General features: G+C 39.9%; 12 protein-coding genes and 1 pseudogene. 6 read left to right on the top strand and 7 right to left on the bottom strand.

All coding sequences use genetic code 11. The features are described 5' to 3' along the window. Positions 1-5 precede the first annotated feature (5 nt). Genes CVT14_RS09600 through modD form a run of 6 tightly spaced genes read left to right on the top strand, consistent with a single transcriptional unit; the run spans position 6 to position 5,283 of the window. Positions 6-320 (top strand): hypothetical protein, encoded by a 315-nt coding sequence (locus tag CVT14_RS09600; protein ID WP_021090128.1) that lies wholly within the window; start codon positions 6-8, stop codon positions 318-320. Next, a complete protein-coding gene (locus CVT14_RS09595; protein ID WP_103579188.1) occupies positions 320-643 on the top strand; it encodes an oxidoreductase in 324 nt (107 codons plus the stop codon). The genes CVT14_RS09600 and CVT14_RS09595 overlap by 1 nt, the downstream gene beginning before the upstream one ends. Further along, positions 612-2,702 carry a heavy metal translocating P-type ATPase gene (locus tag CVT14_RS09590; RefSeq protein ID WP_413784382.1) on the top strand — a complete coding sequence of 697 codons (2,091 nt, stop codon included), beginning with the start codon at positions 612-614 and terminating at the stop codon, positions 2,700-2,702. Before CVT14_RS09595 ends, CVT14_RS09590 begins: the two co-directional genes overlap by 32 nt. Positions 2,703-2,716: 14 nt before the next feature. Beyond that, positions 2,717-4,180 (top strand): alanine/glycine:cation symporter family protein, encoded by a 1,464-nt coding sequence (locus CVT14_RS09585; protein WP_035170309.1) that lies wholly within the window; start codon positions 2,717-2,719, stop codon positions 4,178-4,180. Between the two features lie 10 nt (positions 4,181-4,190). Beyond that, positions 4,191-4,448 (top strand): hypothetical protein, encoded by a 258-nt coding sequence (locus CVT14_RS09580; protein WP_021088499.1) that lies wholly within the window; start codon positions 4,191-4,193, stop codon positions 4,446-4,448. Between the two features lies 1 nt (position 4,449). After that, on the top strand, positions 4,450-5,283 hold the full coding sequence (gene modD / locus CVT14_RS09575; protein WP_107850215.1) for a ModD protein: 834 nt from the start codon (positions 4,450-4,452) through the stop codon (positions 5,281-5,283). A 367-nt stretch (positions 5,284-5,650) separates the two neighbouring features. Here the strand turns inward: modD and CVT14_RS11100 are convergent, their stop codons facing one another. The 7 genes and pseudogenes from CVT14_RS11100 to CVT14_RS09545 all read right to left on the bottom strand — a co-directional run bounded on the left by CVT14_RS11100 (position 5,651) and on the right by CVT14_RS09545 (position 13,277). After that, a complete protein-coding gene (locus CVT14_RS11100) occupies positions 5,651-6,241 on the bottom strand; it encodes a methyl-accepting chemotaxis protein (RefSeq protein WP_232527126.1) in 591 nt (196 codons plus the stop codon). A 579-nt stretch (positions 6,242-6,820) separates the two neighbouring features. After that, positions 6,821-7,483: pseudogene (locus tag CVT14_RS11095) on the bottom strand (nitrate- and nitrite sensing domain-containing protein); the annotation flags it as partial. Between the two features lie 426 nt (positions 7,484-7,909). After that, positions 7,910-10,477 carry a molybdopterin-dependent oxidoreductase gene (locus tag CVT14_RS09565; protein WP_107850213.1) on the bottom strand — a complete coding sequence of 856 codons (2,568 nt, stop codon included), beginning with the start codon at positions 10,475-10,477 and terminating at the stop codon, positions 7,910-7,912. 9 nt (positions 10,478-10,486) lie between these two features. Next, positions 10,487-11,062, bottom strand: coding sequence for a cytochrome C (locus CVT14_RS09560; RefSeq protein WP_107850212.1), 576 nt, complete (start codon positions 11,060-11,062; stop codon positions 10,487-10,489). 98 nt (positions 11,063-11,160) lie between these two features. Further along, complete coding sequence (locus tag CVT14_RS09555; RefSeq protein ID WP_107850211.1) at positions 11,161-11,583, bottom strand: EamA family transporter; 423 nt, start codon at positions 11,581-11,583, stop codon at positions 11,161-11,163. Between the two features lie 51 nt (positions 11,584-11,634). Then, on the bottom strand, positions 11,635-12,558 hold the full coding sequence (locus tag CVT14_RS09550) for a Dyp-type peroxidase (RefSeq protein WP_107850210.1): 924 nt from the start codon (positions 12,556-12,558) through the stop codon (positions 11,635-11,637). Positions 12,559-12,581: 23 nt separating this feature from the next. Beyond that, a complete protein-coding gene (locus CVT14_RS09545) occupies positions 12,582-13,277 on the bottom strand; it encodes a DUF4230 domain-containing protein (RefSeq protein WP_107850209.1) in 696 nt (231 codons plus the stop codon). Positions 13,278-13,297: the final 20 nt, after the last annotated feature.

Genomic DNA, 13,297 nt, shown 5'->3' with positions numbered 1-13,297 from the left:
AGAGAATGCAAGAAAATAGTCTTTTTACACTTTCAAACACAAGGCTTCCATTTGATCACTTCATAAGTGGAGCCTTAATCGCTGGTATGGGTGCGGCTGCGCTTGGCTTTAACGACTATCTAAACAACAGAGCAACTAAAAAAGATGTCGCTAAGAAGATAGTAAAATACGCCGTAACTGGTGGTTTTGTAGGTGCTGTTGGCATTCACGCTTCAAATTTGATAGCACAAAAAAAATATCTAAACGCAGCAGCTTTTACTGCAGCTGGCATCGGCGGTCTTTTGATAGCTGAAGAACTAATAAAATTGGAGAGTAAATAATGAATAACCCTTATATCAATGAAGAAAACGCAGAAAACGCAAGTGCGGTAAATAATACTGCAGCAACTCAGCCAAGTGCGGTTGATAATGCGATAAATAATGCAGCTCAAAATTTACCATTTGTACCTGAAAATTTTAACGCAGCTGGCTTTGTTAAAGGCCTACTTTTAGGCGGCATAGCAGCTTATGTGCTAACTAATCCAAAAGCACAAGAGTGCGTATTTAAAGCGATCATCAAAGGTGGCGAGCTAATAAACGCTGGCATAGAAGAACTAAAAGAGCGTTTTGAAGATGTCAAAGCAGAACTTGACTCACAAAAATAAGGTCACTCTAGCTCACAAGAGCAAAAATAGAGCGAGGTTTATTTGCGAGAGCCTAAACGCTAGAAGCGATGTCAGCGCCATCGAGGCTGCGATCTCAGAGCGAACCGATGCAAAAAGCGTGCGTGTAAATAAATACGCAAAAAGCATCGTTGTTGAGTTTGATAAGAGCTATGAGAAAATTTTAGATTTTATAAAAAGCTATGATTTTCCAACCAAGCCAAAAGATGAGAGCCTGCCTAGCAAAGCAAATATCTACAAAGCTGCTGCTGCACTTGGTGTAACGCCATTTATGAGTAATAAAACTCTAAAATCAGCCGTAACTCTTTACGCCACAGCTCCAAATTTAATAGAAGGCGCAAAAGAGCTAAGGCATGAGGGCATCACCTCAAAAGTGCTTGAGGCAACTGCTATTGGCACAAGCCTTGCAATGGGTGATCATTTGGCTGCAAATAGCACAAATTTGATGATAAATATTGGCGAATACATGGAAGAAAGTGCTAGCCACAGAAGTGATGATCTCATCAAAGAGCTAGCCAAACCAAATATCGAAGAGGTCTGGGTCGAGCGAAATTTAAACGGCGAAAAGACACTTGAAAAGGTAAAAACCGAAAATTTAAAAAAGGGCGACATCGTAGTTGTGGGAGCTGGCGAGACGATAGGCGTTGATGGCTACATCGTCGAGGGTAATGCTGACGTCAATCAAGTCTCAATGACTGGAGAAGCAGAACCCGTGGCAAAAGCTAGAGGCGACCGCGTCATAAGTGGCACTGTTGTCGATGAGGGTAGGATAAAAATTTGGGCTGAAAACGTAGGTAGCGACACCGCAACCGCAAGGATCAAAGAGTACATCCAAACTTCACTTAATGAAAAATCAGCCATCGGCGTAAAAGCTCTAAAACTAGCTGATAAGCTGGTGCCAGTCACGCTCTCTCTTGCTGGGCTTTCGTATGTTATAAATAAAAATATGAACAGCGTTGCTAGCGTGCTTCAGGCTGATTACTCTTGCGCGCTTAAGCTTGCTACGCCAGTTGCGTTTAAGTCAAGCATCTCAAAGGCTGGCAGAAACGGCATCCTCATAAAAGGCGCAAAGGCGATCGAGGCTCTAAGTTCGGTTGATACATTTGTCTTTGACAAAACTGGCACTCTAACTCACGGACGCCTAAGTGTGGTTGAAATTTACTCTTTTAAAGATGGATTTTCAGAGGCTGATATCTTAAATTTAACCGCAAGTGCCGAGGAACACTACTTCCACCCAGTAGCTGAAGCGATAGTTGAGGCTGCAAACAAGCGTGGATTTAGTCATATCCACCACGACGAGGTTGAATTTATCGTGGCTCACGGCGTAAAAACTGCGATGAACGGCAAAGAGGTGGTTATCGGCAGTAGGCACTTCTTAGAAGATGATGAGATGATAAGCTTTAAAGCTCACGAAACGCTCATAAATAAGGCTTTGCAAAGCGGTCTAACCTTGCTTTACGTAGGATACGACAAAGAGCTTGTTGGCGTCATAGCCATGAAAGATGATATGAGAGCAAACGCTAAAGATATGGTGGCGAAACTACGAAATCTTGGCGTAAAAGAGATAGTTATGCTAAGTGGCGACATCAAGAGCAAGGCTGAAGAGGTAGCGCACGAGCTAGGGCTTGATAGGGTCTATGCTGAGTGCTTACCAACGGACAAAGCAGCGATCATCGAAGAGCTAAAAAATGAAGGCAAAAAGGTCGCCTTTGTCGGAGATGGCATAAATGACGCGCCAAGCTTAACAAAAGCAAATGTTGGCATAAGCATGCACAAAGGTGCAGATATCGCTAAAGCAACGGCTGATATAAGCCTTTTAAAAGATGACATCATGAGCGTTGCGCTTGCAAAAGAGCTCGCAAATAAGACGATGAAGCTAATAAGCTCAAATTTCCGCTCAACCGTTGGCGTAAATACAGCCATACTAAGTGCCGCAACGCTTGGCATGCTAAATCCAATAGCAACTGCTATGCTTCACAATGGCACGACGATCTGGCTTCTGCTCAACTCAATGAAGGGCGTGAAGATCAAGTCAAAATAAATTTGAAAGGATAGATGGTGTTTGAGAATTTCTTAAACTTTTTAAACGGCAAAATGGATGTAGCCAACGACTTTTTATATGGATATTTTTTGGTTATCATCCTTGTAGCTTCAGGAATTTACTTTAGCTATCTTACCCGTTTTGTGCAGTTTAGGATGTTCTTTGAAGCTTGCAGAGTTCTGGTAGAAAAAAAGGACAAGTATAACAAGCACCATCTAACGCCATTTCAAGCGCTGATGATCTCGACTGCTTCACGCGTTGGTATCGGTAACATCGCTGGAATTTCAGCGGCTATCGTCGCAGGTGGTCCAGGGGCACTTTTTTGGATGTGTTTGATGGCGTTTTTAGGCTCAGCTTCAGCCTTTATAGAGAGCACTTTGGCTCAAATTTATAAGACTAAAGATGTCTTTGGCTTTAAAGGTGGCCCAGCCTACTACATCAAAAATGGTCTTGGCATAAAGTGGCTTGGCTCTTTGTTTGCTATCATCCTCATCATCACCTATGCTTACGGCTTTAATGGGCTTCAAAGCTACACCATGACCTCTGCCTTTGAAATTTACTACGACCAAGCAGGCAGCAACATCACCTTTGCGCAAAGTGGCTTGCCTATTGGCATCGGACTTATCCTTACAGCATTTACGGCTGTGATGTTTTTTAGCAAGAGTCACATCATCGGCAAAGTTAGCTCATATATCGTGCCTTTCATGGCGCTTACTTACATCTTACTAGCTATCATCGCGATCGTTTTAAATTTCAAAGAAATTCCGGCCGTTATCAAGATGATTATAGAAAGTGCATTTGATTTTAAAGCGATATTTGGCGGTTTTGCTGGAAGCGTGATCGTGATAGGCATAAAAAGGGGACTTTTCTCAAACGAAGCTGGCATGGGCTCAGCGCCAAATGCAGCGGCTGCGGCGCACACAAGCCACCCAGTCAAGCAAGGCCTAGTACAAGCAATGGCGGTCTTTATCGATATGACGATATGTATCGCTTCTGGTATGATCGTGCTTTTTTCTCAGGCATATCTTACAAAACAAACTGGCGTAAGTGGCGAAGTGCTAACCGCCCTACCTCTCGTTCAAGCAGCAATGAAAGAGTATTTTGGCGACTTTGGGCTACACTTTACAACCCTTGCAGTAGTGCTGTTTGCCATCACATCACTCATCGGCAACTACTACTACGCACAGGCAAATATGAAATTTCTAACAAAAAGCAAAAATTTAACTCTAGCATTTAAGATCACAGCAGTGATTATGATATTTATAGGCGCTCAGATGAACTTAAAACTAGCTTGGAACATCGCTGATATCACGATGGCTGCGATGGCAACTATCAACATCATCGCTATTTTCTTGCTTTCAAAAGTGGTGATAATAGCTATAAAAGACTACGAAGCTCAAAGAAAAGCTGGTAAAAACCCAGAATTTGACCCAGAGAGTCTAGGTATCAAAAATACAAGCTGCTGGAGCAAAAACTAAAGGAGAAAATTTGGGAAAAGATATAAAGATAAGCGGCAAACTACTAGATCTAAACACCCATAGACAAGTAGCAAAGGTCGGCATGAGCGTCACTTTAGCATCTGTTTGCCTAAGCGCACTTTTTATGAAAAATAGATCTGTTAAAAAATTCCACGTAGTTTCTGGCATCGCATTTACATGCTTTGCGCTTTACCACGCTGGACTTTACGATAACGGCATCTTTAAAAAGATGATCGTAAAAGCAAAAACCGCTTCAAAAAAGGCATAAAATGAGACTAAGCGACGCTGAAATTTTAGACTACATAAATGAGGACCTACCCTACTTTGACCTCACAACGTCGCTTCAAAGTATCGATAAAAAAGCCTCACTTGAAATTTACTCGCGTGATGAAATTTGCGTTAGCTGCGTAGATGTAGCAGCAAGTGTGGCGAGACTACTTGGGTGTGAGAGCGAAATTTTTGTCAAAAACTCTCAAATTTGCAAGGCTGGCGATGTGATCATAAAAATTTATGGCGACTACGAAGATGTGCATAAGGCTTGGAAACTAGCCCAAGTCGCACTAGAATATGCTAGCGCCATCGCAACCTATACAAATAAAATGTCAAAAGCTGCAAAAAGCGTCAATGAAAAATGCGAGATTTTAGCAACCAGAAAGAGTTTCCCATTTGCAAAAAAATTTTGCGTAAAAGCCGTGCTTGAAGGCGGTGGCGGTATGCACAGGCTGGGGCTTAGTGATAGCGTTCTTTTCTTTAAAAATCACATAAAAGCCTACGCTAGTTTTGATGAATTTCTATCACATTTACCAGAGTTTAAAGCCAAAATGGTCGAGCGAAAGATCTGTGTCGAGGCTGAAAATTTAGACGAAGCAAGCAAGCTTTTAAAGGCAAAATGCGACGTCGTGCAGTGTGATAAATTTAGCCCAGAGCTTATTAAAAACGTGCTAGCCTTAAGAGATGAAATTTCGCCAAATACTATGATTCTAACAGCTGGCGGTGTAAATTTAACAAATGCAAAAGATTATGCAAATGCCGATGCGATAGTCACTTCTGCAATGTATTCAAAAGGCGTTGCTGACATCAGCGCAAGACTTGAAATTTTGTAAAATTTTACAAATAAAAATACATATAATTTATATATCAAATAATAAATATCTCTAAATCTGCTAAGTATTTTAGTAAGCGTCTATCAAATTTTAAAATTTCATGAACGAGTAATTTCGGCTCTGATTTTAGTGGCAAGCTTTGCGAGACCTAAAATCAGTAGTCAATTCTTGCAAGTGAATGAAAGTTTTAAAATTTGCAAACACTAAAGGTATGAGAAGAAAAAACCGAGATAAAATTTAAAGCAGCTATATAAAGAATTAAATTTAAAAAGATAATTTATTAAACCCCAACCCAGCTTAAACCAGATTGGAGTTTATTAATTTTAGTAGTTTGCATTAAACAAATTTAAGTTTGTTTATTAAGAAATTAAAACCTCTTCTTCCTAACCTCTTCAACTATGGCTTTAGCCATCTCATCTACTTCTGATGTTACTTCGTTTGCTTGGTTGGCAATTACAACATTTTCTTTTGTTAGATTATCTATTTGAGCAACTGATTGATTTATCATATTTATGCCTTCACTTTGCTCTTTGATTGATTCACTCATCTCATTTATTGATTGAGCTAATACATTTGTATTTGCTTCTATCTCACCAAGTGATTTTTGAGTTCTCTCTGCTAGTTTTCTAACTTCATCAGCAACAACTGCAAAGCCACGTCCGTGTTCTCCTGCTCTAGCTGCTTCTATTGCAGCATTAAGAGCTAGAAGGTTTGTTTGATCTGCTATATCTCTAATGATAGTTATGATGTTTTTAATCTCATCACTTTGTCTTATAACATCAGCTGTCTTTTGAGAGATGGCATTCATTGAGCTTGACATTTGCTCAACTGCAGCTGCACTTTCTTGTAAGCTATTTGCTTGAGTGTTTGCTGAGCTTGCTACTTTTGATACTGAGCTAGCTAGAAGTTTAGCTTTTTCTTCTAGTACTTGAGCTTGGTTTAGATTGTCATTTAGCATTTTAGATATTTCTATGCCAAGAGAGTTTATACCACTTGCTATCTTACCATCATCATCAAGTCTTTTTGTAAAGTCTTGGTTTTTATAAGTGTTAAGTAGATCAAGTACATCTTTGCCGTTACTTGAGATTGCATTTTTAAGAGCAAGTTGTAGATCTTTAAATGTGCTTTTTAGTTGATTTAGAGCTGGATTGTTTGTATCAGCTTCTAGGCTTGCTTCATAGTTGCCATCTTTTATCTCATTTACAAAGGTGTTGGCTTTTTGGATGAAAGCATTTTCATTTTCTTTAGCTGTTCTAATCTTTTCAATATTTTCATCTATTAAAGCTGCCATCTGAGAAATTTCATCTTTACCTTTAATGTTTAAAAGATGCGCACTATTTGTCTTATTATTTAAAAAGTCAAAGAAATCTTTTAATGAATTTTTAGTTAGGTCAATGCCTCTTATTATATTTTTACCAACAACAAATGATATAACAAGCAAAATCAAAATAGCAATGCCAAGCAAAATACCGACAAATATGGCTCTTTGTTCAGCTGCTGCTTTATCTTGTATAGCTGTGGCTTTCATATTATTTAACAAATAAAGTTCATAATCTCTAAATTCATCTATAAGTGTAGTAATTGTACCAAACCAAGCTTTTGCATCTATCTTTGCAGCAGTTTCGTCTTTATTTGCAATAGCACTACTGATTATGTCATCAATGCTTTTATATTCATTTGTATCAAGCACACTCTCTTTAAATTTCGGATAAGACTTAGGATTAAATTTCTCGAAATCATTTATCAAGTTAGAGATTATTGCATGATATGAAACTAGATTTACATAAGCATTTTCATTCATGCTTTTTTTGATAAACACTACATTCATCATAGCTCTTGTGATACCAAAATACTCTTTTATTTTTGAAATAGTCAAAATTCTTGTTAATTCATCTTTTAGATCGGGTTGTGCTTGTTCACTTTGAGCATTTGCATTTATAAGTGTAAGTGCAATAACTTCATTGAAATTTTTAAGCAATGAAGCATCACCACCAGCATCTATTTTTGATCTTGTATCAACTACTTTTTGCATTACCTCATCTTTGTTGATAAGCCTAGGCATAATAGCATCAACTTTTTCTCTTTGAGCTTTTAAAACTTCAGCTGAACCTGGTGCTTTGCTAATGAATCCTCCACTATATCCACGCTCCTTTTGAAGTTCATGTATAAACTCTCCTTGTAGAGTAATATTCTCAACCATTTCAACACTTTTTGAAGCTGCATTTCTAGTGTTTAAAAGTCCATTTAGAATATATACACTTGCAACTACTAAAAAAACTAAACCTAAAAAAGATATCAAAGATATCTTAAATTTTATACTTAACCTGTTCATCCCTTAAATTTGTCCCTTCCTGCTGTTTTTAATTTTTGTATAAATTTTGCAAATTAGATCAGTAAAATTACCGACATAATGTTTTTGAAATATGGTCTTGATTTTGAATAATTAGCTCGACAACCTTGTCTTTTAAATAGTTGTAGTTTGCCTTGTACCTCATCTCAACACTCCTTGTGAAATAAAATTTACGGAATTATAGGACTTCAAATATAAATTTAAGCTTTTTGTAAATAGAAAATTTACTTTAGAATTTTAAGCATGAAAGCAGGAGATCACTCCCCTGCTTTGAAATTATTTAGAAAATTTTGGCTCAGAAAACGCTGTAAGTTTAGGCACTTCATCGCCTTGATATTTTCTGATATTTACAAGAGCTGTGTGGCTGATGTTGCCGTTTGCTAGCTTACTTGTTGGGATATCTATGGTTAGCACATTGGCAGAGCCGTTTTTGCAGATGCCACTGTCAAAGCCGTCATACCAAGCACCCTCAGCTAGTTTTACAACGCCCTCTTTGATGTTTTTAGTCACATACGCACCTGCTAGCACCTCGCCACGAGCGTTAAATACACACACCAAATCGCCTGTTTTTACGCCAAGCTCTTTTGCGTCATTTTCGTTTATCCACACTGGCTCGCGATTAGCGATAGCATACTTCTCACGAAGTGAAGTTTGGCTTAGCTGTGAGTGCAAGCGATCAGTTGGGTGAGCGCTTATCATATGAAATTTAGCTGGCTTATCTTTCATGCCTAGCCACTCGATCGGCTCAAACCACATTGGGTGTGCTTTGCAGTCGTCATAGCCCATTTTCTCGATCGTATCTGAGTAAATTTCGATAAGACCGCTTGGCGTTCCAAGAGCGTTTAGCACAGGATCTTCTCTAAATTCGCCAAGTCTTACCCAGTTATTACTATCTTGAGATGAGGCAAATGTGACTGGTTTGTTTTCATTCCAAAACTCTTCAAATGGCTTCATATCGCTTGCAAGCTCTGGCACAGCCTTGACCTGAGCGTAGGCTGCGTCATAGTACTCTTTGATCCAGTCAAATTCATCTTTGCCGTTATCTGTATAGGCAACGACTAAATTTTTAGCATAAGCCTTGCAAAGATCAGTGAAAATTTGATAGTCATCTTTTGCCTCGCGGTATTTTTCAACGACTTGTTTCATTGGTACGATATTCATGTTTGAATAATCACCTGTCATCGTGATGTCGTTTCTCTCATACTCTGTAGTGACTGGAAAGACGATATCAGCCATCTTTGCTGTCGGTGTCCAGTAGGCTTCGTGAACGACTACGGTTCTTGGCTTTCTCCACGCTTTTAAATTTGTATTAGTATCTTGGTGATGCACGAGTGGGTTGCCGCCGACCCAGTAGATAAAGTCGATGTCTGGATAGGTGATCTTTTTGCCGTCATGATCTATCACTTTGCCAGGGTGAAGCAACGCATCAGCGATCCTTGCTACTGGGAAAGCGTAGTTGGTTGCTTTTTGTAGCCAGCTTTGACCTGTGCCCGCTACTGCGGCTGCCTTTGCGACGAAGCGACCGCGTTTGTCAAATTCGCCCGTATCAGTGCCGATGAACTCGCCTTTTTCGTTAAATTTACCCACACTTGCGCTATTTACGCCGCCGATGACTGCACCTTTGCATGTTGGTGCGCCGCCGTTTGAGTAGTGGTAGCTTAAGCCAAATCCCCCGCCTGGTAGGCCGATCTGACCGATCATAGCTGCAAGTGTCACCATCGCCCAGTGTGGTTGCTCGCCGTGATGAGCGCGCTGCATGCCCCAGCCACTCATTAGCATCGTGCGGTTGCTTACAAATGTATCAGCTAGCTCTTTTAAAGTATCTTTGTCGATACCACAAATTTTGCTCGCCCACTCTAAATTTTTAGGAGTGTTGTCTGTCTTGCCAAGTAGATATGGGAGGAATTTATCAAAGCCATAAGTGTAGTTTTCGATAAATTCTTTATCGTATTTGCCACTTTCATATAGGTAGTGCATCATGCCTAGCATCATCGCTGTGTCGGTGTTTGGCACTGGAGCGATCCACTGAGCTTTGTCGAAGTATTGTGCTGTTTCAGATCTGATAGGATCGATAACGATCACTTTGATATCTTTTTTATTTTTTAGCTCTTCAAAGTATTTAAAGCCCTGCTCATCAGTCGCTGTCCAAGCTATGCGAAGTGTCGCAAGTGGGTTTGCGCCCCAGATGACTACGACTTTTGAGTTTTCTAGCACGACTGGCCAGCTAGTTTGCTGCTCATAAACCTCGATGCTACCTACAACGTGAGGCATGATGATCTGACTAGCACCTGTTGAGTAGTCGCCAAGTGAGCCAACAAAACCGCCACTAAGGTTCATAAATCTATGAAGTAAAATTATTGAGTTATGCACATTGCCACTTGACTTCCAGCCGTAGCTACCTGCAAAAACGCTCTCTAAGCCCTTTTGCGCTCTTGTTTTTTTAAGCTCTTTAGCAACTAGCTTGATCGCGTCCTCATAAGGCACCTCAACCCACTCATCAATGCCACGAAGCTCTGGTTTTGGGCTATCTGGATTTTCAAGGTAGCTCTTTCTTACCATTGTGTGTTTGATACGACTTTTATAGATCATATCTGGTGTGTAGTGCTGAAGTGGGTTGTAAATTTCACTTGTCTTTTGGATAGGCTCTGACTTTACAGCGATGCCGTTTTTAGTTGTCACTTTTAGCATGCCCCAGTGAGCAGCTGTAAGAGTTTCGCCATTTTTTACAACGCCCTTTTTAATCTCATCAGCAAACAAATTTGAAGCTGTTACACCTGAAAGCAAAGGTGTAGCTGCAAGTGCTGTTGCACCTTTTTTTAGAAAATCTCGTCTGTTCTCGTTCATTTTTTCTCCTTATTTGCCTAAATTTACATCAGATGAGTGTTTTTGTAGGTATTCGATAACTAGCCACTCGTCTTTTTTATCTATCGCTGTTCTGCCGATCATTGATTTTAGAAGTGACGGCCACTGGTTTGCGTTAAAGTGCGTAGTTTGAGGCAACGCATGGCAGACGCCACAGCTCTCTTTATACATCTTATCAGCTTTTGCAAACATCGCATTTACATCAGCGCTAAAGCCATCTTTTTGAACAAAAACTGTTGTCTCTACCTCGTTCCATTTGCCGTTTTTGCCCTCTTTTATCACTTTGATATCAAAAGGTGCAGTTTTTGCAAACGCTACTGAGATGATCCTCGCGCCATCAGCGAAATAAACTACGTTGCTAACGGCTGGGTTTTGATAGCCTTTTACTTTGATCTGCGCTCTATCGCCGCTTGTTTGTAAAATTTCAACTGCGTTGGTTGGTAGCAGCCTGCCTATGCTCTTAGCTGAGCTAGCGTCAGCATATACGTCCTTTACGACATCTGTGTAGTTCATACCTGCACCAAATGCCGCACAAGCCACGATGGCTGATAGAATAATTTTTTTCATATTTCTCCCTTTAAAATGAAATCGTTCAAATTCTAGGGGCTTTTTGATTAATTACAAATTAAAATTAAAAATATGCTTTAAGAATAATGCAGAAAAATTTATTTAAAAATGAGTAAAAACACGCCAGATACGATAAGGCAGACGGCTAAAATTTCTTTTAAATTTAGCCTCTCACCAAGAAAGACAACAGCCAAAATGATAGCCAGCACAACGCTAAATTTATCAACTAGTGCCACTTGATAGACCTTGCCCGCTTGCATCGCTTTAAAATACATAAGCCAAGACAGCCCAGTAGCTATGCCACTTAGTATGAGAAAGAGCCAGTTTTTAGGGCTTAGTGAGCTTAGTGGTTGCCATTTTTTAGCCACGCTTAAAAGCAAAACAAGCATAAAAACGACAACGATCGTTCTTAAAAATGTCGCAAAATCGCTGTCGATATCCTTTACGCCTAGCTTTGCAAAGATCGCGGTAAGCGCAGCAAAAACAGCCGAAAGAGCTGCGTAGATAAACCACTCTGGCATCTTTATCCTCTTAAATTTAAAGGGGCAAATTTGCTTCGCCCCAAGCTAAATTTATCCCTCGTAGTCGCCAAGCATATCAAGCGTAGGAGCAAAAAAGAGAGCCCCAGTCACTGGCGTGCTAAAGTCAAGCAGCCTATCTGAGTTGCCTTTTGGCTCGCCGATAAACATCTTTTTAAGCATAAGCTCAACCGTTGAAAAGGTGCTAGCATAAGCGATGAAGTAAGTGCCTGTTTTGCTACCTTCAGTAAATGGCATATTGCCACGCACGACCTTTTTATCGTCGCCTACATTTGCAGCAGCCGAGTGTGAATTTGTAGGTTTTACGCTCTCGTCCATCTCGATGTCATACTCTTTTGAGCGGCCTATAACCTTTTCCTGCTCGCTCACGCTTGTGGCGTTCCACTCTTGCATTTTATGGAAGTATTTTTGCACGAAAACGTAGCTTCCGCCTTTAAATTTAGCATCCTCTTTGCCAACTTTTGCAAAAAGATCTCTATCTTCGCCATCAGGATTTTCAGTGCCATCGACAAAGCCAATTATCGCTCTGCCGTCGTGATACTTAAAGCCTTGAGTCTCATCTGTAAGCTCTGCAAATTTAAATAAAACTTCTTTGATATTTTGCGCCATGTCAAAACAGTCAGCCGCATTTAGCGCACGGATATGGATGTGTATATCGCCCTTTGTGCTAACGGCTTCATGTTTATCGCCTTTGATCGCTTTAAAATTTACAAGCTCTTTTGGCAGATCTTTTGAAATTTCAAGCTTTTTCCAAGCATCATGACCCACGCCAAGGACGCAATTTACATTTTCATTTGCGCCAAATCTAACCTTTGCGGTTTTATTTAAATTTACAACCAAAGCACAAAGCTTAGCAAAGCCCTCTTTACATGCCTTTTTATCGCCTTTTAAGACCCATGTTTGAAAGACTGTGTTGTTACCAGGTGTTTGTGTGACCTCTTGTGAATTTACACTCATTTTTTCTCCTTTAAATTTTGTTTTTATGCAATGTTTTCTAAATTTAGTTGCTCATTTATCTGCTCGTCGCTATCGTCAAAGACAAACTCAACCTTATTCGCGCCAAAGCTCTTAGCTATCGCTTCAAGCGTATCGCGAGCTGATTTGTGGATTTTGCTTTGAAGCTGTGAGATAAGGCGAACGCTCATCTTCTTAACCTCGTTTCTTGCCTCTTCGATTAGTCTATTTTTATCTTCTTCTGTAAATGTGCTACCAAAAAAACCATTTAGCGAGTCAGGCAGCAAAAATGGTATAAATTTGCCGTTTTTTTCATCGTAAAATTTCATATCTGCGATTGAAAATTTATACTTACATGGAGGCATTTTTATCTTGTAGCTAGAGTTTGCGATCTGTATGATCTCGAGTCTAGGGCTAGTTAGATCGTAGATGAAATTTATCTCAAACTCAAATATCATCGAAAGCTTCTTCTCGCTTACTAGCCACCTTAGATACTCTTTGCCAAAATTTCCAAACGCATGATCTGTCTTTGTGACGATCTCTTTGCTATAAACTTGAAAAACAGATAGCTCGCCGATGCTTTTTAGCTGCGAAATTTCAGTGCTGACTGAGACATTTTCGCTATCATCTTTTGCCTTTTTTAGCGCCTTGTTTGACCTATAAAATGCAAATGCCAAAATAGCTAGCAAGATAGCTAATATCAAATTTGCGTATTCGCTCATATTTTCTCCTTTAAAGCCCG

This window comes from Campylobacter concisus, from assembly GCF_003048445.1.
Classification (GTDB): domain Bacteria; phylum Campylobacterota; class Campylobacteria; order Campylobacterales; family Campylobacteraceae; genus Campylobacter_A; species Campylobacter_A concisus_BF.
The sequence above is the reverse complement of the archived record's forward strand: the minus strand, read 5'-3'. Positions and strand labels throughout refer to the sequence as shown.